The following is a 19,726-nucleotide window of genomic DNA, read 5'->3' as shown; positions in this document are numbered from 1 at the left end:
TTCTGGAGTATGGATGAAGAAATCATAGTTGTGTGTCGCGGGTAAAACTTTCTGGATAAAGAATATTCCCTGACAGCTTTCCATAGGTAGACGTGATGGATTGCTGTTTGCCGGTTTGATCGATCAGACTGCGCAGTTCGTCCATGCGGACTTTCAGCAGCGCCTTAAGCGCATTTTCATTTTCAAGGATCATTTCCAGCAGCGCACGCGCTTGCTCAACCTGAGCCGGAGGGCATGACATGATGGGCGTTTGAGAAATCCTTTCCACCAGTTGTACGTAATGCATTTCCTGCTCGATAAGCGCATCCCATTGACCAGAATGTGCGAGATTTAGCATAGCAATGCTCTGAGCATGTAACGCCTGCCAGTGGCTAAGCGCTGCGCTGGGATTATTCATCAAAATTATCCTGAAATAGAGGACGCATTGGGGCCGATTTGCTTCCACGCATCCGCAATGTTGTTTAATAAACCCTCGACTTCAACAATTGCGTCTACGTCATTACTGACATTTGCCAGTAACAAACGTCGAACCATATATTCGTACAAGGAGGCAAGGTTACCGGACAACTCGCTCTCAACCTCCATGTTCAGTCCTGCTTTTAAACCGTTATCGATGATGTTGATGGCTTTGGATAACGCTTCGCCTTTCTCACGAATTTGTCCGGCTTCCAGGAACAAACGCGCGCGAACAAGGGCGCTATGCGCCCCGTCGAACAACATGACAATCAGCTGGTGTGGACTGGCATTCATCACTGCGCTTTCGACTCCTATCTGCTGATAGGATTGAACACCAGAGGTCTTATACATTTCCACTCCTCAATGCGACGACTATTTTTGTGAGAACTGTTGGGTCAGGTAGTTGGCTGTACTGGTCATTTTGGTGACTAATACGTCCAGGCTGGTGAACTGGGTTTTGTAACGTGCCATGGTGGCTTCAATTTGGGCATCCATGGCATCGTAGCGTTCGCCCAGGGTTTTCAGCGTTTTGTTGATCCCATCTTTCGCGTTCTGGATCACCCCGGCGCTGCCGGTACTGGTGCTGAGCATGGCGGTCAGCGTGTTGTTCATCTGCGTGGCCATACCGGTTTTCTTTCCGTCACCGACAAAGTACTGCTGCACGGCGTTCGGGTTGTCGGTCAGCGCTTTTTTCAGCTTGTCGGTATCGACCTTCAGGTTACCGACGGTGCCGTCTGAGCCTTTAACCGGGTCCTGGGTAATCCCCAGTTGGGCCATGATCTGAACCGAGCCGGCCTGCACTTCGGTCAGCAGACCGCGCAGCTGAGACTGAACTCCGCGCACGTTCGCATCACCGACCAGCGCGCCATTGCTGGTAGACTGGCTGCCGGAGCCTGCATCGACTGGCACATATTTCGTCAGGCTGTTAATGGTGGACTGCAGCGAGTTGTACGCCGTGACCCAGTCCGTAATCGCCTTCTGGTTTGCATCCGTTGCGCGCGAAACCTCAAGGGTTTCATCGGCTTTGCTTTCGGCCTTCACCGAGAAGGTGACGCCAGGCAGCGCATCGGTAATGGTATTCGACTGGCGCTCGATAGAGATGTTGTTCACCACCACAATCGCGTTCTGCGCGTCGGTGTTCACCGTCAGCGCGCCCGTTTTAGTGGTTGAGTCGTAGCCAATGGCGCTTTGCAGCTTGGCGTCGCCAGTGACGCTGACGGTCATCGCACCATCGGTACCGGTGGTTTTTGATGACAGCATCAGGCGGTAATCACCGTCTTTCGCTTTAATGACGCTGGCGGTAACGTTGCCGTTCGCTTTATTAATGGCGCTCGCGATCCCGGCCAGAGACGTATCGCCATCGGCCAGCGTGACCTCTAAAGGCGTTTTCGTGCCCGGCTGGGTGATGGTGATTTTACGCGTCGTCCCTGTCGTATCGCCGAGCAGATCCGTGTTGTTTGCATAGGAGCCGGTAGTGAGCGCCTGTGCTTTTGCAACCTGGTTGACGTTAACCACAAAGGAACCCACGGACGCATCAGCTGTCGTCGTGGCGGTAAAGGCCGTGTTGGTGCTGCTCACGGACGTTGAGTTCCAGGTGGTGGCTTTACCCAGTGCAGCGGTGGCAGTCTGCAGCGATGTCATGGCGCTCTGCAGCTTGCCGTAAGCGCTTAACTGTGCGTTATACGTTGATTGCTGGGAAGTAATCGTCGTCAGCTTGGTTTTCTCTGCCGCTTCCAACTGATTATATAAATCCCCGAGTCCTGCAGAACCTATCCCGAGGTTACTGATAGTAGCCATGCATATTTTCCTTAAAATACGAAAGTAGTTCAGGACTCTTATCGGCCTCTTAACGTAAAAGTTTACGATGGTGAGAAAAAAATAATCCAAAGAATAGGCACGTCCTGGCGGGGTAAATGAAAGGATTGCACTTTAGGATCATTATCCGCGCATTGAAAACACGAATAAGTGTGTGCCTTTTTTGTCATCTCTTTGCGCGTTAAAAAAGCGTAAATAATAACGCGTTGACGGACCTTAATTGATTTTTTAAAAATAAATCTGTTAATAATCAGTTGGTTGTAATTTTTTCAAAATTGATTCTAAAGTCTTTTGGGGACCCGTCGATAACCTTGTTGACGGTGAGAGACGCTGTGAGTGTTAGGCACCGGACCTAAAACCCAATTTTTGAAGGAAAGAAAATTATGGCAGTTATCAATACTAACCTGTTGTCCCTGACCACTCAGAACAACCTGAACAAATCTCAGTCTTCTCTGGGCACTGCTATCGAGCGTCTGTCTTCCGGTCTGCGTATTAACAGCGCGAAAGACGATGCTGCTGGCCAGGCGATTGCAAACCGCATGACCGCTCAGATCAAAGGGATGACCCAGGCAGCACGTAACGCCAACGACGGTATCTCCATGGCGCAGACTGCTGAAGGTTCTCTGAACGAAATCAACAACAACCTGCAGCGTGTACGTGAACTGGCTGTTCAGGCAAGCAACGGCACCAACAGCGCATCTGACCTGGCTTCTCTGCAGGATGAAGTTACCGCTCGTCTGGCTGAAATCAACCGTGTTGCGGGCAAAACTGACTTCAACGGCATCAAACTGCTGGACGGCACTGCAGGTACTGCGGGCGTAGTTAAAATTCAGGTTGGCGTGAACGACGGCGACACCATCGATCTGGACCTGAGCGGCGCTAAAGCTGACACCACGACTCTGGGCGTGAACGCTATCGACCTGAAAGCTATGGGTGCTACCGATCTGGACACCATCGACAAAGCTATCGCTACCGTTGATAAAGCACGTTCAGGCCTGGGTGCTGTGCAGAACCGCTTCACTTCTGCAATCAACAACCTGAACAACACCTCTAACAACCTGTCTGCTGCTCAGTCCCGTATCCAGGACGCTGACTACGCAACTGAAGTTTCCAACATGTCTCGCGCGCAGATCCTGCAGCAGGCTGGTACTTCTGTTCTGTCTCAGGCAAACCAGGTTCCACAGACTGTTCTGTCTCTGCTGCGTTAATTTTACGCACGAAACCCCGCTTCGGCGGGGTTTTTTTATCTCTGCTATTTGAGAATCCGCCTGTGAAACAAATCAGTGTCACTCAACCAAAGCTGGTCGCAGATTTTTCATGTGTCGGTGGGGAATGCCGTGAACATTGTTGTCAGGGCTGGACCATCGCATTTGATAAATCCTCCGTTAATCGCTATCTGAACAGTAAAAATGCCGCCATTCGTCACACGGCGAAAACGGCGATAAAAGTTACCAAAAAACAGTATGGCAACTGGGGCGAAGTGATTTTCCATACGGAAAGTAAAAACTGTCCGTTTATGGATACGGAAAAACTCTGTTCTATTCACAGCGCCATGGGCGCGCAGGCCTTAAGCCCAACCTGTTCGTCGTTTCCACGGACAAACCGGGTCTATAAAAATGAAATCGAAAAATCATTGAATCTCTCGTGTCCGGAAGTCACCCGACTTCTGTTGAACGATCGGGAGTCTATGTCGATGATGGAATCGGTCATTGTCCAGCAGGACGTCAATACTGCGCCGATGATTGATTTAAAGGCAAAAGTCATCAATCTCTTCTGCCAGAATATATTCAGCGTTGAGGACGTTAGCGTTGAAGAACAGGTTTACGCCGTGGTGAAGTTCCTCATGGTGGCTGAAAAACTCGAAAACCTGGAAGAAAATATCGGCACGCTCGAAACGGTTTATTTCTCGCTGGTTAACGAACTGGTGAGCGGTAAAATCAAGACGGAGCTGGGCGGATTTAATCAGAACTACAGCCTGAAATTCGCGTTAATTTCGCTCATCCAGAGTTACTTTACGAAGAAAGCGACGGCCCGCGGCGGTGCGGTGTTAAACCACTATTTTGCCCAGCTTTATCAACAGTTCGAATCTGTCGGTGATGCCGAACCGGCAGAGAAGGTCATGGAGAACATCGAGTCCGTCTGGCGCGATGTGGCGGGTAGTTACCTGGCGACCAATGACCACTTATTTAAGAACTTTTTTAAATACAAACTCTGGGAGCAGGGCTTCCCGCAGAGCAACGGTCGCAGCATGTTGAATAATCTTTATTTAATCGTTGCCGAGTACTATTTCCTGAAAACGTTACTTGCCGGTCAGGCACTCGTGGCGGGGAAAATTGAACAAGATAATATCATTGATGTTATTTATAGCTTCCACTCCCTTAGCCAGCATAATCAGGAAGCGGGAAAGCTCTTTCATCAACATATAGATAGCGTCAAACTGGGCGACGATCTTTCATTGTTGCAACTGTTAATTTAGGCAGAAAAGTTGCCCCGGTTGAGGGCAACCTCAGAATAACCTCACTTTATCCCCCTTTTTCATCCAATTGAACGCCCTGCAGAATCGGATAATCATGCCGATAACTCAACTAACGCAGGGCTGTTTATCGTGAATTCACTCTATACCGCTGAAGGTGTAATGGATAAACACTCGCTGTGGCAGCGTTATGTCCCGCTGGTGCGTCACGAAGCATTGCGCCTCCAGGTGCGCTTGCCGGCGAGCGTGGAACTCGACGATCTGCTACAGGCGGGCGGTATCGGGTTATTGAATGCAGTTGACCGATACGACGCTCTGCAAGGAACGGCATTTACGACTTACGCAGTTCAGCGTATTCGTGGTGCGATGCTGGACGAGCTGCGCAGCCGTGACTGGGTACCGCGCAGTGTTCGCCGCAACGCACGCGAAGTGGCGCATGCGATGGGGCAGCTGGAACAGGAACTGGGACGCAACGCAACGGAAACTGAAGTGGCGGATCGTCTTGGCATTGCTGTTGAAGAGTATCGTCAGATGTTGCTCGATACCAATAATAGCCAACTCTTCTCTTATGACGAGTGGCGAGAAGAGCATGGCGATAGCATCGAGCTGGTGACGGATGAGCATCAGCAAGAAAACCCGTTACACCATTTAATGGAAGGGAATTTACGCCAGCGCGTCATGGAAGCTATTGAAGCTCTGCCTGAACGCGAACAGCTGGTATTGACCCTTTATTACCAGGAAGAGCTTAACCTCAAAGAGATTGGCGCTGTTCTGGAGGTGGGAGAGTCGCGGGTGAGCCAGCTGCACAGCCAGGCCATTAAACGCTTACGAACCAAGCTGGGTAAGTTATAGGTGATTGATTCACCTTAAAAATGCCGCACAACGTATTGACAACCAGGAGTTATCATGACGGTGCAGCAATCTAAAAGACGGCCTTTAAGCCGCTACCTGAAAGACTTTAAACACAGCCAGACGCATTGCGCCCACTGTAACAAGTTACTCGATCGTATCACGCTGGTTCGCCGTGGCGAAATCGTCAATAAGATCGCGATTTCGCGCCTCGACACGTTGATGGACGAAGCAGCATGGCTCGAAGAGCAAAAAGAGTGGGTGGCGCTTTGCCGTTTCTGTGGCGATCTCCACTGCAAAGAGCAAAGCGACTTCTTCGACATTATCGGCTTCAAGCAATTCCTGTTTGAACAAACGGAGATGAGCCACGGCACCGTGCGCGAATACGTGGTTCGCCTGCGCCGCCTCGGGCAGCATCTGACCGTGAACAACATTTCCCGCGATCTGCTGAAAACCGGTTATCTGGACGAGAACCTGGAGCCGTGGCTGCCTGCGACCAGCACCAACAACTACCGAATTGCGCTGCGCAAGTATGCACAATATAAGGTACAAATGCCGGGTGCCATAAAGCAGAAAGCCCACGCCGGAACAACTTCTGATATATATTAAAAAAGAATAAGATGTAGCGCAGTCGCCTTTGACGTTGCAGGCGATTTCTCTACACTACGTAAAAATTCCACTATATCGGGGTATTTATGAAATTTGCACTTCTGGGTCGTCAGGCGCTGATGGGTGTTATGGCCGTTGCGCTGGTTGCAGGCATGAGCGTGAAAACGTTCGCCGCAGAAAACCTGCTGAATAAAGTGAAAGAGCGCGGTACGCTGCTGGTCGGGCTGGAAGGAACCTATCCTCCGTTCAGCTTCCAGGGCGATGACGGTAAGCTGACCGGTTTTGAAGTGGAGTTTGCTGAAGAGCTGGCGAAACACCTCGGCGTGAAAGCGTCCCTGAAACCGACCAAATGGGACGGTATGCTGGCGTCGCTGGATTCGAAACGTATTGATGTGGTCATCAACCAGGTCACCATTTCTGACGAGCGTAAGAAGAAGTATGACTTCTCCACCCCGTATACCGTATCCGGTATTCAGGCGCTGGTGAAGAAAGGCAACGAAGGTGGGATTAAAACTGCCGCGGACCTGAAAGGGAAGAAAGTCGGTGTCGGTCTGGGAACCAACTACGAAGAGTGGTTGCGCCAGAACGTGCAGGGCGTAGATATCCGTACCTATGATGATGACCCGACGAAGTACCAGGATCTGCGCGTGGGCCGTATCGACGCCATTCTGGTTGACCGCCTGGCGGCGCTGGATCTGGTGAAGAAAACCAACAACACCCTGGCGGTCGCAGGTGATGCGTTCTCTCGTCAGGAATCCGGTGTGGCTGTTCGTAAAGGTAACGAAGACCTGGTGAAAGCGATTGACGCGGCGATTGCGGATATGCAAAAAGACGGCAGCCTGAAAGCGCTTTCCGAGAAGTGGTTCGGGGCAGACGTCACGAAATAAGTTTCGGACGTAAAAAAAGGCGCTTTTAAAAGCGCCTTTTTTATTTCTTACGCGTCTGCGTGCATAATGAAAAATATCACATTTTGTCAGAGTTACCGGAGCATCCATGTCACTACAGAATTTAACGCGCTTTCCTCGCCTGGAGTTTATCGGCGCGCCGACGCCGCTGGAGTATCTGCCGCGATTTTCTGATTATTTAGGGCGCGATATTTTTATTAAGCGTGATGACGTGACGCCCATGGCGATGGGGGGCAACAAGCTGCGCAAGCTGGAGTTTCTGGCGGCGGACGCCCTGCGTGAAGGCGCGGATACGCTCATTACTGCCGGGGCCATCCAGTCCAACCACGTTCGCCAGACGGCGGCCGTAGCGGCGAAACTTGGGCTTCACTGCGTGGCGTTGATGGAAAACCCGATTGGCACGCGGGCTGAAAACTATCTCACCAACGGTAACCGCCTGCTGCTGGATCTGTTTAACGTGCAGGTTGAGATGGTTGACGCGCTGACCGATCCGACCGCCCAGCTCGATGAGCTGGCGACGCGTCTGGAAGCGCAGGGGTTCCGCCCCTACGTTATCCCCGTCGGCGGGTCGAATGCGCTGGGTGCGCTGGGGTATGTGGAAAGCGCGCTGGAAATCGCGCAGCAGTGCGAGGGCGCGGTGAGTCTTTCCTCCGTGGTGGTCGCGTCCGGCAGTGCGGGCACCCATGCCGGGCTGGCGGTGGGGCTGGAGCAACTGCTGCCGGACGTCGAACTGATTGGCGTGACGGTGTCCCGCAGCGTCGCGGATCAGAAGCCAAAAGTGGTTACGTTACAGCAGGCGGTTGCAGAGCAGCTGGAGCTTAAGGCAAAGGCCGATATTCTGCTCTGGGATGACTATTTTGCGCCGGGTTACGGCACGCCGAATGAAGAGGGAATGGAAGCGGTGAAACTGCTGGCGCGCCTCGAGGGCATACTGCTCGATCCGGTCTATACCGGCAAAGCGATGGCCGGACTGATCGACGGCATTGCGCAAAAACGCTTTAAGGATGAAGGGCCGATTTTATTTGTCCATACCGGCGGAGCGCCTGCGCTGTTTGCCTACCATCCTCATGTCTAAAAATCAGGTCGAAAAATAATAATGCAAGAAAGTATTCAACTGGTTATTGATTCGCTGCCGTATCTGCTGAAAGGTGCGGTATTTACGTTACAGCTTAGTATCGGCGGGATGTTCTTTGGGCTGGTTCTGGGATTTGTGCTGGCCTTGATGCGCATGTCGCCCATCCTGCCGGTGCGCTGGCTGGCGCGCTTTTATATCTCCGTGTTTCGCGGTACGCCACTTATCGCCCAGCTCTTTATGATTTACTACGGCTTACCGCAGTTTGGTATCGAGCTGGATCCGATCCCGGCGGCGATGATTGGCCTATCGCTCAATACCGCGGCGTACACCTCCGAAACCCTGCGTGCGGCCATCTCCTCCATTGACAAAGGACAGTGGGAAGCGGCGGCCAGTATCGGGATGACGCCCTGGCAGACGCTGCGCCGCGCCATCCTGCCGCAGGCGGCGCGCGTGGCGCTTCCGCCGCTCAGCAACAGCTTTATCAGCCTGGTGAAAGATACCTCCCTGGCGGCAACGATTCAGGTTCCGGAGCTTTTCCGTCAGGCACAGCTCATCACCTCCCGTACGCTCGAGGTCTTTACCATGTATCTGGCCGCCTCGCTGATTTACTGGGTTATGGCGACAGTGCTCTCTGCTCTGCAAAACTATTTCGAAAACCAGCTTAACCGCCAGGAGCGTGATCCAAAATGAGTGCAATTGACGTCAAAAACCTGGTGAAAAAATTCCACGGTCAAACGGTGCTCCACGGGATCGATCTGGAGGTCGAGCAGGGCGAAGTGGTGGCGATTATCGGACCGAGCGGTTCGGGAAAGACGACGCTGCTGCGCAGCATTAACCTGCTTGAACAGCCGGAAGGCGGCACCATCCGGGTCGGGGAGATAACGATTGATACCGGGAAATCCATCAGTCAGCAGAAAGGGTTGATTCGCCGCCTGCGCCAGCATGTCGGCTTTGTTTTCCAGAACTTCAATCTTTTCCCACATCGTACGGTACTGGAGAACATCATTGAGGGGCCGGTTATCGTTAAAGGTGAGCCCAAAGAGGAAGCGACGGCGCGGGCTCGCGAACTGCTCGCCAAAGTTGGGCTGGCGGGAAAAGAGACCAGCTATCCGCGTCGCCTGTCTGGCGGCCAACAGCAGCGCGTGGCGATAGCGCGTGCGCTGGCGATGCGCCCGGACGTGATCCTGTTTGATGAACCGACCTCTGCGCTCGATCCGGAACTGGTGGGCGAGGTGCTGAACACGATTCGCCAGCTGGCACAGGAGAAACGTACGATGGTGATCGTGACCCATGAAATGAGCTTTGCGCGCGATGTCGCTGACAGAGCCATCTTCATGGATCAGGGGCGGATTGTGGAGCAGGGGCCAGCGAAAAGCCTGTTCGCTAACCCTCAACAGCCGCGAACCCGTCAATTCCTTGAAAAATTCCTTATGCAGTAGCATTTTTGCACGCATTTGCTCCAGAAATTTACTCTGGAGCAAATTATTCTCCCTCTGCATGAGGTCCCCTGTTTTTTTATTCTATCCGGCTCGGATAAACCTTATCGATAGTAAAGTTAATTGTGCTATTGCCGATATTTTGTGGTTAGAAAAAAGTTTTCTGTGTTAGCTTATATTCACCATAATAATGATTATCTGTTCAGAGGCTTCATTTAGTAAGTATGAAGGATTTAGACTTTTTCACCTGGCGACGGGAATGCTCCCTCCGGTTTCAGGAATTGACCTGTGCCGCCGAGGTATATCAGGAGCTGGAGCGTCAAACTCAGGCGCTGGAATTCGATTATTATGCGCTCTGTGTGCGCCATCCCGTGCCATTTACGCGCCCTAAGATCTCCCTGCATACCACTTACCCAAAACTGTGGATGGCGCAATATCAATCCGCGAACTATTTCGCGATCGATCCGGTTTTAAAACCGGAGAATTTCATTCAGGGGCATCTCCCCTGGACAGACGCATTATTCGCTGAGGCGCAGGAATTATGGCATAGCGCCCAGGACCACGGTTTACGCGCCGGAATAACGCAGTGCCTGATGCTGCCGAATCATGCGCTCGGCTTCCTGTCTGTTTCTCGTAGTCGCGTACAGGAAGGGCCATTAGCCCATGAGGAAATAGAGCTGCGGTTGCAAATGCTGGTGCAAATGGCCTTAACCTCTCTGATGCGTTTTGACCATGAGATGGTCATGCCGCCCGAAATGAAGTTCAGCAAGCGCGAGCGTGAAATTCTGAAATGGACTGCGGAAGGGAAGACGTCAGCGGAAATAGCGATCATTCTCTCGATCTCAGAGAATACCGTTAACTTCCATCAGAAGAATATGCAGAAGAAATTTAACGCGCCCAATAAGACTCAGATCGCGTGCTACGCGGCGGCAACGGGACTGATCTGACTCCGTAAAACGTTCTGCGTGACAGACGAGCGAACGGCTGAATGCACTGCATCCAGCCGTTTTTTGTTACTGGCGGTAGGCTTGCTTGATTTGCTTAACGGTGTTAGCAAATACCGCTGATTCAGCCTGGTCTTCCATCTCCGCGATTTGTTTTTCCATTTTAATGATCACACGGCCGGCATCAGCCTGGCCCATCGCCTGCAGCATCAGCGTCAGCAGTGCCTTCAGGCAGTTTACTTCCTGTGCCAGTTCCTGGTTATTCTCCGCAGTGGCAAATTCAGGTGTGCTCATTTATTTTCCTCATTATTAAACGGCGCTAGAGCGCGACGACGAAAGTCAAGGCGGCGGAGTATACCACAAGCTAACGCAAAAAATGCAGCGGTTGTTTTTCGTACTTTTACGCGGGTGTTTAATTGCGTAAACAGAACGTACCGGTAAACTCAACGAGGTTAATGACTATTAATTGTTTAGGTCGGGTCCGCTTGCCGTTAATTATTGTTACAAAAAGTTGTTCCCTGTTTTTGTGCAGGTTAAGGCAGCACGTTTTTTTGTAACTTTTTGAATACAGATGATTAAAAAAAGCCGCAAGAGCCCTAAAAACACGGGCTCTCTTTCCACCGCCTGTACAGGCTAATTTCCAAAAACGAGAGCAAAATCGAATAGCCGGTTTTTTAACGTTTTAATCTTGTCATGAAAACCGTTAATATAAACCAAATTATCACTCAGTAGCGTTATCCCTATTCTGGAGACATTTCCTTTGATCAACGTCCTTCTTGTTGATGACCACGAACTGGTGCGCGCAGGGATACGACGCATTCTTGAAGATATTAAAGGTATTAAAGTTGCCGGTGAGGCATGCTGTGGTGAAGATGCGGTAAAATGGTGCCGTACTCACTCCGCCGATGTGGTGCTGATGGATATGAACATGCCCGGTATCGGTGGTCTTGAGGCAACACGCAAAATCGCGCGTACCTTTGTAGACACCAAAGTCATCATGCTGACCGTGCATACCGAAAATCCACTGCCCGCGAAAGTGATGCAGGCGGGGGCCGCGGGTTACCTGAGTAAAGGTGCTGCACCGCAGGAAGTCGTCAATGCTATCCGTTCCGTGTTTGCCGGACAGCGTTACATTGCGTCCGACATCGCTCAGCAGATGGCGCTGAGTCAGATCGAGCCCGAGAAAACCGAATCACCGTTTGCCAGTTTGTCCGAGCGGGAATTGCAGATTATGCTGATGATCACCAAAGGTCAGAAGGTGAATGAGATCTCGGAACAGCTGAATCTCAGCCCGAAAACGGTAAACAGCTATCGTTATCGGATGTTCAGTAAACTGAACATTCATGGTGACGTCGAACTGACGCATCTGGCCATCCGACATGGTTTGTGTAATGCGGAGACGTTGTTAAGTCAGTGAGTGATGTGTTCGATTCAAAAGCATTTCTGAAAACCGTAACCAGCCAGCCTGGCGTCTATCGCATGTATGACGCTGGCGGTACGGTTATCTATGTGGGGAAGGCAAAAGATCTTAAAAAACGCCTTTCCAGCTATTTTCGCAGCAACCTGGCCTCCCGTAAGACCGAAGCGCTTGTCTCACTCATCCAGAATATTGATGTCACCGTCACGCACACGGAGACAGAAGCGCTGCTGCTTGAGCACAACTATATTAAGCTGTACCAGCCGCGCTATAACGTCCTGTTGCGCGATGATAAATCCTATCCGTTTATCTTTCTGAGCGGTGACACCCATCCGCGCCTCGCCATGCACCGTGGTGCAAAACATGCGAAGGGAGAATATTTCGGGCCGTTCCCCAATGGCTATGCCGTACGTGAAACGCTGGCGCTGCTGCAAAAAATCTTCCCGATCCGCCAGTGCGAAAACAGCGTTTACCGTAACCGCTCGCGCCCGTGCCTGCAGTACCAGATAGGACGCTGCCTGGGGCCGTGCGTGGCCGGGCTGGTGAGTGAAGACGAGTATGCCCAGCAGGTGGAGTACGTGCGCCTGTTCCTGGCCGGTAAAGACGATCAGGTGTTAACGCAACTGATCGCGCGGATGGAAAAAGCCAGCGCCGCACTCGAGTTCGAAGAGGCCGCGCGTATCCGCGATCAAATCCAGGCGGTGCGCAGAGTCACGGAGAAACAGTTTGTCTCAAATACCGGTGACGATCTCGACGTGATCGGCGTGGCCTTTGACGCCGGGATGGCCTGCGTGCATGTGCTGTTCATACGCCAGGGCAAAGTGCTCGGCAGCCGCAGCTATTTCCCGAAAGTGCCTGGCGGTACCGAACTGGGCGAAGTGGTGGAAACCTTTGTCGGCCAGTTCTATCTCCAGGGGAGCCAGATGCGAACGCTGCCTTCTGAGATCCTGCTCGATTTTAATCTTGATGATAAAACCCTGCTGGCCGATTCGCTCTCTGAACTGGCGGGGCGCCGGGTCAATGTACAAACCAAACCGCGCGGCGATCGTGCGCGCTATCTGAAGCTGGCGCGGACCAACGCGGCAACGGCGCTGAGCACGAAGCTGTCGCAGCAGTCGACGGTGCACCAGCGTTTAACGGCCCTGGCGGCGCTGCTGAAGCTTCCGGAAGTGAAACGGATGGAGTGTTTCGACATCAGTCATACGATGGGGGAACAGACGGTCGCGTCCTGCGTGGTGTTTGATGCTAACGGTCCGCTGCGCGCCGAGTATCGCCGCTATAACATCACCGGCATCACGCCGGGCGATGACTATGCGGCGATGAATCAGGTGCTGCGTCGTCGCTATGGTAAAGCCATAGAAGAGAGCAAGATCCCGGATGTGATCCTGATTGACGGCGGGAAAGGGCAGCTCGGTCAGGCGAAAGCGGTATTTGAATCGCTTGATGTCAGCTGGGATAAACACCATCCGCTGCTGCTGGGCGTCGCAAAAGGGGCCGATCGTAAGGCCGGTCTGGAGACACTGTTCTTCGAGCCGGAAGGTGAGGGCTTCAGCCTGCCGCCGGACTCTCCGGCGCTGCACGTCATTCAGCATATTCGCGATGAATCGCACGATCACGCCATCAGCGGTCACCGCAAAAAACGGGCGAAGGTGAAAAACACCAGCTCACTCGAGACGATCGAAGGCGTGGGGCCAAAACGTCGCCAGATGCTGCTGAAGTATATGGGCGGATTGCAAGGATTACTCAACGCCAGCATGGAGGAAATTGCAAAAGTGCCGGGTATTTCGCAAGGGCTGGCAGAAAAGATCTACTACTCGTTGAAACATTGAGGGCTCTGTAGCAACATAGAGCTAAATTTTACTGACAACAAATAGTTACCGTCACTATGCAATATAATATCCCTACGTTGCTCACTCTTTTTCGTGTCGTACTCATTCCGTTCTTCGTGCTGGCGTTTTACCTGCCGGTTGTCTGGGCACCCTTTGCCTGCGCATTGATCTTCCTTATTGCAGCGGTCACAGACTGGTTTGATGGCTACCTGGCGCGCCGCTGGAATCAAAGCACCCGTTTCGGCGCCTTCCTCGATCCGGTGGCGGATAAGGTGATGGTCGCGATTGCGATGGTGCTGGTGGCTGAGCACTATCATACCTGGTGGGTGACGCTGCCTGCGGCAACCATGATCGGCCGTGAGATTATTATCTCTGCGCTGCGCGAATGGATGGCGGAACTGGGGAAACGCAGCAGCGTGGCGGTCTCCTGGATTGGGAAAGTAAAAACGACGGCGCAGATGGCGGCGCTGGTCTGGATGCTCTGGCGTCCGAACGCCTGGGTTGAGTGGGCGGGGATTGGCCTCCTGTGGGTGGCGGCAGTGCTGACATTGTGGTCAATGCTGCAATATTTGAACGCTGCGCGCGGGGATTTGCTTGATCAGTGATCGTTTCGCCGTAATTTTCAGCAAACGATCCGGGGATGCAAAAAATAACGTTGACTCATAACGTCATATCAGTAGAATGCAACGCATCGAACGGCGGCACAGTCAGCCGGACGATAATGAAATCAAGTGGTTAGACATTTACTTGATGACATGCGGGAATAGCTCAGTTGGTAGAGCACGACCTTGCCAAGGTCGGGGTCGCGAGTTCGAGTCTCGTTTCCCGCTCCAGATTAAAGACATGCGCAGTAGCGGGTGTCAGTTTGAAAAGTTTTACGGCGCGTTAGCAAAGCGGTTATGTAGCGGATTGCAAATCCGTCTAGTCCGGTTCGACTCCGGAACGCGCCTCCACTTTCTTCCCTGGCCGGATGGTGGAATCGGTAGACACAAGGGATTTAAAATCCCTCGGCGTTCGCGCTGTGTGGGTTCAAGTCCCACTCCGGCTACCATGGGAAAACAAAGAATAATCAAAGCAATAAGCAGTGTCGTATAAACCACCGAAAGGTGGTTTTTTTATTGCCTGTTTTTCGCCATTCAACTTCGCCACAAGAAGAGGGCACTACTGCCCAGCGACCACCACTCAAATGTAGACCACGTGAAAAGTTGCGGTTGATTTCATCCTATTTGATGCCATTCCGTCATTCTATTATGACAGGAAGACGTTAAGACTAAGTCTTTAACATCAAGCCCACCAATCGGTGGGCTTTTTGATGGAGTATGAGCAATTGAGGTCTTCAACGTTCGTCAAAAACCTTGAGTATCGCGATTCGGTATATAAAGTAACCAAGGACAATGAGAGCACCAGACGCTGCACCCCAGATAAAACGGGATTCGTCTTTTGAAAATGAAAAGAAATAAATACAGAACAATAGGCCCGCAGAAGCCATTCCCATCCCCAACCCGCGCAAAATTCGAGATGCTATTAATTTGATAATGTCCTGAGTGTTCATAATCCACCAAAAAAGTATTTACACACTTCGTTAAATTCGTGCTTGTTTACATCTGCCACGCTACAGGCGTCAAGAAAAGGTTTCAATTTCTCTTCAACTAGAAAATACAGAAGATCCAAATCACCCATACCCTTAAGTCGGTAGTAGAGTGCAGGGTTCTGGTTTTCAAGCTTTCGGGCCGTATAGATAGCTCTCGATGTTTCTGCGCCAATCGTGAGGGCGCTTCCGATGACCACGCCAGCGGCGAACGAGGTCATAATGCGTGACGACACGGCTGCACCCAGTTTTATTCCGGTTAGTTCAGCGAATATGAATTTACCAGCCATTACGCCGGTAAAATTTTGTGCAATACCCTGAATACTGTCCATGTTAATATTCGCTGCCATACCAGAATGTTAAGCCTAACTCTCTAATATCAAGCCCGGAAAGCAGGGCGATTTTCAGCTAACCTGCAACCAATCTTAAACAAACATTTCACTCGCCAGACACAGGTTGCCGCCGCTGATAAACTGGTTGGTATCCCCCCTGGAGAGCGGAAGGTTATTGTCATGCAATATGAAGAACAGCAGCTTATCAACGGCCTTTTCGAGCGTCTTAAACAGGCCGGACAACAAAACAGCCAACGGGATGCAGATGCGGAGCGTCAGATCGCTGAATTTGTCAGACAGCAGCCTGCAGCCCCCTACTATATGGCGCAGTCGATTTTGATTCAGGAAGCGGCGCTGAAACGTCTGCAGGCCCGAGTTCAGGAGCTTGAAAGCGAATTAGCCGCGCAAAAAAGCAAACCTTCGACGGGCGGCAGTTTCCTCGGCGGCCTGTTTGGTGGCGGAAAAAGTAACCCGCAGCCTGACAACAGCTGGAATGCCCAGCCGCAACAGCCGCCGGCGCAGGATTACTCTCGGGCGCCAGCGCCGGCTACTCGCGGCGGTGGTTTTATGGCTGGCGCGCTCCAGACAGCCGCTGGCGTGGCCGGTGGCATCGCGCTTGCCGAGATGCTTACCAGCATGTTCCATCAGTCGCGGCCGGAAGAGATCGTGAACATCATCGAAGAACCGACAATGCCCGTCGGTGGTGAACCGTTTGTCGGTAATCAATACGGCGACGTTAATAACGTCTCTGACACCCGTTTCCTCAACCAGAACGATCCGTTCGGCAGTAATAACGACGCCTGGCTGAACGACGATGTAGATGACGACTACAGCAATGACGACGACAGTTTTATTTAACGACGTTATCGTGTAACCACCGAAATGAAGATAACCCCGAAAGTTGGGTATCCAGCGATTAGGGGCTTTGCTTTTCCGGGTCAAAAAAGCCTTTGAGGCTAAACCAGAAGGCTCATAAATCACCTTCTTTTTACTGCTTTTCTTACTAACAAACCTGTAAGTATTGCCGGAAGCAATCCAAATATAGAGGCGATATCGACTAACGTATCCTCCAGTTCTGCTATCCCGTATGTGCCGAAATGATCCATCACGGCATAAGCCCATTCGTCAGATATCAAATCACACCCCGCCCAAATACGCCTTCCTCACGTCCTGATTGCCCAGCAATTCCTCACCGCTGCCGCTCAGCCGGATCTGTCCGTTCACCATCACATACCCGCGGTCAGACAGCTTCAACGCATGGTGCGCATTCTGCTCCACCAGAAAAATGGTCATACCGCTGCGGGCCAGCTCTCGTAGCGTCTGGAAGATCTGCTTCACCACAATCGGGGCTAAGCCCAGGCTGGGCTCATCCAGCAGCAGCAACTTCGGACGGCTCATCAGCGCCCTGGCGATCGCCAGCATCTGCTGTTCTCCGCCGGACATGGTCATCGCGCGCTGTTTACGTCGCTCTTTAAGGCGAGGGAAAAGGTCAAACATGGTTTGCATATCTTCAGCTGCAAACTGATTGCCGATGGGAATGGTCCCCATCAGCAGATTCTCTTCAACGGTCATATCCGGGAAGATTCGTCTGCCTTCCGGTGCCTGCGCAATGCCGCCGGACGCGACGTAGTGGGTGGATTGATGGCTGATGTCTTCACCACAGAACAGGATCTGCCCGCTGCGGATACGGGGTTGACCAAAGATGGACATCAGCAATGTCGATTTACCCGCGCCGTTTGCGCCAATCAGCGCCACGGTTTCCCCCTTATTCACCTCAAGAGAGACCTGCTTCAGCGCCTGAATGACGCCGTAAAACACATCCACTTCGCGAAAAGCCAGCAGCGGTTCGCTCATAGGGAGACCTCGCTTTCATCCGTGCCCAGGTAGGCGGCAATGACCTTTTCATCATGCTGGATCTGCTCGGGTTTCCCCCTGGCAATCACATCGCCGTGGTCGAGCACGATAATGTCGTCCGAAATTTCCATCACCATCCCCATATCATGCTCAATCAGCAATACCGTGATGTCATGATGATCCCGCAGAAAGCGAATAATCCCGCTCAGCTTGTGCGTTTCAACCGGGTTCAGCCCCGCGGCGGGTTCATCCAGACAGATCATTTCCGGCCCGGTACACATTGCCCGGGCGATTTCCAGTCGCCGCTGCTGGCCGTAGGACATTTCTCCCGCCAGTCGATTGGCGCACTCCACCAGATCCACCACTTCAAGCCAGTAAAAGGCTCTGTCCAGGGCGTCGCTTTCCGCCCGCCGGTAGGACGGCGTATTCAGGATCCCGGCGAGCAGATTGCGGTTCACCCGCATATGCTGCGCCACCAGCAGATTTTCCACGACCGACATCTCGCGAAAAAGACGGATATTTTGAAACGTGCGCGCCAGCCCGGCTCGGTTGACCAAGTGTGTTCCGCCGAACATTTTGTAGAACAGACGCTGCCCGAGCTGCGCGGGGTTAATCCAGTCGCCGGGCTGGAATTTTTGCCCGAGTACCTGAATGACGTTGGTCGTTTTATGGCGGGTATTAAATAAAATGTTGCCGCCGGAGGCTCTGTAGAAGCCTGTCAGGCAGTTAAAGACGGTGGTTTTTCCCGCCCCGTTTGGCCCAATCAGGGCGGTAATGGAGCCGCGCTGCACGTCCAGGTTGACGTCATTCAGGGCCTTAATCCCGCCAAAATGCATCATCAGATGCTCAACGCGTAATATTGTTTCGTTCATGGCGCGACGCCCTTACGCACGGCAAACCCGCTGCGGTTAATGCGGATCAAACCGCGTGGACGCCAGATCATCATGACCACCATCAACATGCCAAACAGCAGGACGCGGTACTCGGCAAAACTGCGCAGCAGTTCCGGCGTGACCGTGAGCACGAAGGCGGCCAGCACCACGCCCAGCGTCGAGCCCATACCGCCCAGCACCACAATGGCGAGGATCAGTGCCGATTCAAAGAAGGTAAAGGAGGTTGGATTCACGAACCCCTGATAGGTGGCGAAGAACACCCCGGCAATGCCCGCGGTCGACGCACCCAGCGTAAAGGCGGAAAGCTTCACCAGAACATGGTTCAACCCCATTGAGCGGCAGGCAATTTCGTCTTCACGCAGAGCTTCCCACGCCCGGCCAATCGGCATGCGCGTCAGGCGGTGCTTGATGTAGAGCACCAGCATCACCACCAGAAAGAGCACCGCATAGATAAAGATAAACTTCATGTTCGGGTTGTAGGTCAGGTGGAAAAACTCGTGGAAGGGCACGCCGCCTTCTTTCGCGCGTCGTCCAAATTCCAGACCGAAAAAGGTCGGGGGAGGGGCAGACACGCCGTTGGGTCCGCCGGTGAAGGTCAGCCAGTTGTTCAGTATCAGGCGAATGATCTCCCCGAATCCGAGGGTGACGATGGCCAGATAGTCACCGTGCATGCGCAGCACCGGGAAGCCGAGCAGGGCGCCTGCGGCGGCGGCCATGATTGCCGCGAGCGGCAGCATGCTCCAGAACCCTAAGCCGAGATACTGGTATCCCAGCGCCAGGCCGTACGCACCAATCGCATAGAACGCGACATACCCCAGATCCAGCAGACCGGCCAGGCCCACGACGATGTTCAGTCCCAGGCCAAGAAGCACGTAGATCAGCCCGAGGATGGCGACGGTCAGCACATACTTGGTGGCGACAAACGGGAAGCAAACTGCAAGAGCAATCACCAGGGGAATGATCCAGCGCATGCGGCTTTTGTAATCCGGAGGTCGGACATAAACGCCCGCGCTGTCGGCCTCGAAGCGCGCCTGAAAACGGGCCCCGGCAGCGGTACCTAAAAAAGCGCTCAACAGAAAACGCCCGAACATGACGATGCCCACCATCCAGGCCAGGCGCTGCCCGGCGAAGGTAAAGCTATACCCGTCCAGCACCACGCCCGCGATGGGGCCGAAGATAATCAGCGCAATCAGCCCGGAAAAAATCGCGTCCAGAATGCAGCGTTTAAGTGAAAAACCGTGTGATGTCATC

21 protein-coding genes and 3 tRNA genes are annotated in these 19,726 nt (G+C 52.7%); 16 read left to right on the top strand and 8 right to left on the bottom strand.

The window, feature by feature from the left end:
• Positions 1-22: 22 nt before the first annotated feature.
• From fliT to fliD, 3 genes are read right to left on the bottom strand one after another with little or no spacing between them, the layout of a single operon-like run.
• Positions 23-397 (bottom strand): flagella biosynthesis regulatory protein FliT, encoded by a 375-nt coding sequence (gene fliT, locus V1572_RS17010; RefSeq protein WP_045908165.1) that lies wholly within the window; start codon positions 395-397, stop codon positions 23-25.
• A gap of 5 nt (positions 398-402) precedes the next feature.
• Positions 403-807, bottom strand: coding sequence for a flagellar export chaperone FliS (gene fliS / locus V1572_RS17005; RefSeq protein ID WP_196351795.1), 405 nt, complete (start codon positions 805-807; stop codon positions 403-405).
• A 21-nt stretch (positions 808-828) separates the two neighbouring features.
• Positions 829-2,253: a flagellar filament capping protein FliD gene (gene fliD, locus V1572_RS17000; protein WP_045908166.1), complete on the bottom strand. Its 1,425-nt coding sequence runs from the start codon at positions 2,251-2,253 to the stop codon at positions 829-831.
• A gap of 401 nt (positions 2,254-2,654) precedes the next feature.
• On the opposite strand from fliD, the gene V1572_RS16995 reads away from it, so the two are divergent.
• The 9 genes from V1572_RS16995 (at position 2,655) to sdiA (ending at position 10,565) form a co-directional block, all read left to right on the top strand.
• Positions 2,655-3,479, top strand: coding sequence for a flagellin (locus V1572_RS16995; protein ID WP_045908167.1), 825 nt, complete (start codon positions 2,655-2,657; stop codon positions 3,477-3,479).
• A 62-nt stretch (positions 3,480-3,541) separates the two neighbouring features.
• Positions 3,542-4,747, top strand: coding sequence for a flagellin lysine-N-methylase (gene fliB, locus V1572_RS16990; protein WP_262796424.1), 1,206 nt, complete (start codon positions 3,542-3,544; stop codon positions 4,745-4,747).
• A gap of 129 nt (positions 4,748-4,876) precedes the next feature.
• On the top strand, positions 4,877-5,596 hold the full coding sequence (locus tag V1572_RS16985; RefSeq protein WP_008500338.1) for an RNA polymerase sigma factor FliA: 720 nt from the start codon (positions 4,877-4,879) through the stop codon (positions 5,594-5,596).
• 54 nt (positions 5,597-5,650) lie between these two features.
• Entirely contained in the window at positions 5,651-6,202 is a 552-nt protein-coding gene (gene fliZ / locus V1572_RS16980; RefSeq protein WP_008500339.1) for a flagella biosynthesis regulatory protein FliZ, read from the top strand.
• Positions 6,203-6,288: 86 nt separating this feature from the next.
• A complete protein-coding gene (gene tcyJ, locus V1572_RS16975; protein ID WP_045908169.1) occupies positions 6,289-7,089 on the top strand; it encodes a cystine ABC transporter substrate-binding protein in 801 nt (266 codons plus the stop codon).
• 106 nt (positions 7,090-7,195) lie between these two features.
• Positions 7,196-8,182 (top strand): D-cysteine desulfhydrase, encoded by a 987-nt coding sequence (dcyD, locus tag V1572_RS16970; protein ID WP_395299401.1) that lies wholly within the window; start codon positions 7,196-7,198, stop codon positions 8,180-8,182.
• 21 nt (positions 8,183-8,203) lie between these two features.
• Positions 8,204-8,872: a cystine ABC transporter permease gene (gene tcyL, locus V1572_RS16965; RefSeq protein WP_014884380.1), complete on the top strand. Its 669-nt coding sequence runs from the start codon at positions 8,204-8,206 to the stop codon at positions 8,870-8,872.
• Entirely contained in the window at positions 8,869-9,621 is a 753-nt protein-coding gene (gene tcyN, locus V1572_RS16960) for an L-cystine ABC transporter ATP-binding protein TcyN (protein WP_008500343.1), read from the top strand. Before tcyL ends, tcyN begins: the two co-directional genes overlap by 4 nt.
• 221 nt (positions 9,622-9,842) lie before the next feature.
• Complete coding sequence (gene sdiA / locus V1572_RS16955; RefSeq protein ID WP_045908171.1) at positions 9,843-10,565, top strand: transcriptional regulator SdiA; 723 nt, start codon at positions 9,843-9,845, stop codon at positions 10,563-10,565.
• Between the two features lie 66 nt (positions 10,566-10,631).
• Here the strand turns inward: sdiA and V1572_RS16950 are convergent, their stop codons facing one another.
• On the bottom strand, positions 10,632-10,856 hold the full coding sequence (locus V1572_RS16950) for a DUF2594 family protein (protein WP_008500345.1): 225 nt from the start codon (positions 10,854-10,856) through the stop codon (positions 10,632-10,634).
• A gap of 466 nt (positions 10,857-11,322) precedes the next feature.
• Here V1572_RS16950 and uvrY point away from each other — a divergent pair, with 466 nt between their 5' ends.
• The 6 genes from uvrY (at position 11,323) to V1572_RS16920 (ending at position 14,859) form a co-directional block, all read left to right on the top strand.
• Positions 11,323-11,979 (top strand): UvrY/SirA/GacA family response regulator transcription factor, encoded by a 657-nt coding sequence (uvrY, locus tag V1572_RS16945; protein WP_008500346.1) that lies wholly within the window; start codon positions 11,323-11,325, stop codon positions 11,977-11,979.
• The gene (gene uvrC, locus V1572_RS16940; RefSeq protein ID WP_126533632.1) at positions 11,976-13,808 is read left to right on the top strand and encodes an excinuclease ABC subunit UvrC; all 1,833 of its coding nucleotides are present in this window, start codon (positions 11,976-11,978) and stop codon (positions 13,806-13,808) included. The genes uvrY and uvrC overlap by 4 nt, the downstream gene beginning before the upstream one ends.
• A gap of 56 nt (positions 13,809-13,864) precedes the next feature.
• Complete coding sequence (pgsA, locus tag V1572_RS16935; RefSeq protein WP_008500348.1) at positions 13,865-14,413, top strand: CDP-diacylglycerol--glycerol-3-phosphate 3-phosphatidyltransferase; 549 nt, start codon at positions 13,865-13,867, stop codon at positions 14,411-14,413.
• A gap of 152 nt (positions 14,414-14,565) precedes the next feature.
• Positions 14,566-14,641: transfer RNA gene (locus V1572_RS16930), tRNA-Gly, on the top strand.
• A 46-nt stretch (positions 14,642-14,687) separates the two neighbouring features.
• Positions 14,688-14,761 (top strand) — tRNA-Cys (locus V1572_RS16925).
• 11 nt (positions 14,762-14,772) lie between these two features.
• A tRNA-Leu gene (locus V1572_RS16920) sits at positions 14,773-14,859 on the top strand.
• Between the two features lie 497 nt (positions 14,860-15,356).
• On the opposite strand, the gene V1572_RS16915 is transcribed toward V1572_RS16920, so the two are convergent.
• A complete protein-coding gene (locus tag V1572_RS16915) occupies positions 15,357-15,728 on the bottom strand; it encodes a hypothetical protein (protein ID WP_111966384.1) in 372 nt (123 codons plus the stop codon).
• Between the two features lie 180 nt (positions 15,729-15,908).
• Between V1572_RS16915 and V1572_RS16910 the strand changes: the two genes are divergently transcribed.
• The gene (locus V1572_RS16910) at positions 15,909-16,586 is read left to right on the top strand and encodes a DUF2076 domain-containing protein (RefSeq protein ID WP_395299400.1); all 678 of its coding nucleotides are present in this window, start codon (positions 15,909-15,911) and stop codon (positions 16,584-16,586) included.
• A gap of 279 nt (positions 16,587-16,865) precedes the next feature.
• Here the strand turns inward: V1572_RS16910 and V1572_RS16905 are convergent, their stop codons facing one another.
• From V1572_RS16905 to livM, 3 genes are read right to left on the bottom strand one after another with little or no spacing between them, the layout of a single operon-like run.
• Positions 16,866-17,582 carry an ABC transporter ATP-binding protein gene (locus V1572_RS16905; RefSeq protein ID WP_048223773.1) on the bottom strand — a complete coding sequence of 239 codons (717 nt, stop codon included), beginning with the start codon at positions 17,580-17,582 and terminating at the stop codon, positions 16,866-16,868.
• On the bottom strand, positions 17,579-18,454 hold the full coding sequence (locus V1572_RS16900) for an ATP-binding cassette domain-containing protein (RefSeq protein WP_063622007.1): 876 nt from the start codon (positions 18,452-18,454) through the stop codon (positions 17,579-17,581). The genes V1572_RS16905 and V1572_RS16900 overlap by 4 nt, the downstream gene beginning before the upstream one ends.
• Positions 18,451-19,725, bottom strand: coding sequence for a high-affinity branched-chain amino acid ABC transporter permease LivM (livM, locus tag V1572_RS16895; RefSeq protein WP_063622006.1), 1,275 nt, complete (start codon positions 19,723-19,725; stop codon positions 18,451-18,453). The genes V1572_RS16900 and livM overlap by 4 nt, the downstream gene beginning before the upstream one ends.
• Position 19,726: the final 1 nt, after the last annotated feature.

This window comes from Enterobacter quasiroggenkampii (genome assembly GCF_043972695.1).
GTDB classification, from domain to species: Bacteria; Pseudomonadota; Gammaproteobacteria; order Enterobacterales; family Enterobacteriaceae; genus Enterobacter; species Enterobacter quasiroggenkampii.
Note: the sequence above shows the minus strand (reverse complement) of the source record. Positions and strands in the feature narration are given on the sequence as shown.

Excerpts from the sequence above, each read along its gene's own strand:
- fliT (WP_045908165.1), bottom strand. The coding sequence starts at position 397 with ATGAATAATCCCAGCGCAGCGCTTAGCCACTGGCAGGCGTTACATGCT.
- fliS (WP_196351795.1), bottom strand. The coding sequence starts at position 807 with ATGTATAAGACCTCTGGTGTTCAATCCTATCAGCAGATAGGAGTCGAA.
- fliD (WP_045908166.1), bottom strand. The coding sequence starts at position 2,253 with ATGGCTACTATCAGTAACCTCGGGATAGGTTCTGCAGGACTCGGGGAT.
- V1572_RS16995 (WP_045908167.1), top strand. The coding sequence starts at position 2,655 with ATGGCAGTTATCAATACTAACCTGTTGTCCCTGACCACTCAGAACAAC.
- fliZ (WP_008500339.1), top strand. The coding sequence starts at position 5,651 with ATGACGGTGCAGCAATCTAAAAGACGGCCTTTAAGCCGCTACCTGAAA.
- tcyJ (WP_045908169.1), top strand. The coding sequence starts at position 6,289 with ATGAAATTTGCACTTCTGGGTCGTCAGGCGCTGATGGGTGTTATGGCC.
- dcyD (WP_395299401.1), top strand. The coding sequence starts at position 7,196 with ATGTCACTACAGAATTTAACGCGCTTTCCTCGCCTGGAGTTTATCGGC.
- tcyL (WP_014884380.1), top strand. The coding sequence starts at position 8,204 with ATGCAAGAAAGTATTCAACTGGTTATTGATTCGCTGCCGTATCTGCTG.
- tcyN (WP_008500343.1), top strand. The coding sequence starts at position 8,869 with ATGAGTGCAATTGACGTCAAAAACCTGGTGAAAAAATTCCACGGTCAA.
- sdiA (WP_045908171.1), top strand. The coding sequence starts at position 9,843 with ATGAAGGATTTAGACTTTTTCACCTGGCGACGGGAATGCTCCCTCCGG.
- V1572_RS16950 (WP_008500345.1), bottom strand. The coding sequence starts at position 10,856 with ATGAGCACACCTGAATTTGCCACTGCGGAGAATAACCAGGAACTGGCA.
- pgsA (WP_008500348.1), top strand. The coding sequence starts at position 13,865 with ATGCAATATAATATCCCTACGTTGCTCACTCTTTTTCGTGTCGTACTC.
- V1572_RS16915 (WP_111966384.1), bottom strand. The coding sequence starts at position 15,728 with ATGGACAGTATTCAGGGTATTGCACAAAATTTTACCGGCGTAATGGCT.
- V1572_RS16910 (WP_395299400.1), top strand. The coding sequence starts at position 15,909 with ATGCAATATGAAGAACAGCAGCTTATCAACGGCCTTTTCGAGCGTCTT.
- V1572_RS16905 (WP_048223773.1), bottom strand. The coding sequence starts at position 17,582 with ATGAGCGAACCGCTGCTGGCTTTTCGCGAAGTGGATGTGTTTTACGGC.
- V1572_RS16900 (WP_063622007.1), bottom strand. The coding sequence starts at position 18,454 with ATGAACGAAACAATATTACGCGTTGAGCATCTGATGATGCATTTTGGC.
- livM (WP_063622006.1), bottom strand. The coding sequence starts at position 19,725 with ATGACATCACACGGTTTTTCACTTAAACGCTGCATTCTGGACGCGATT.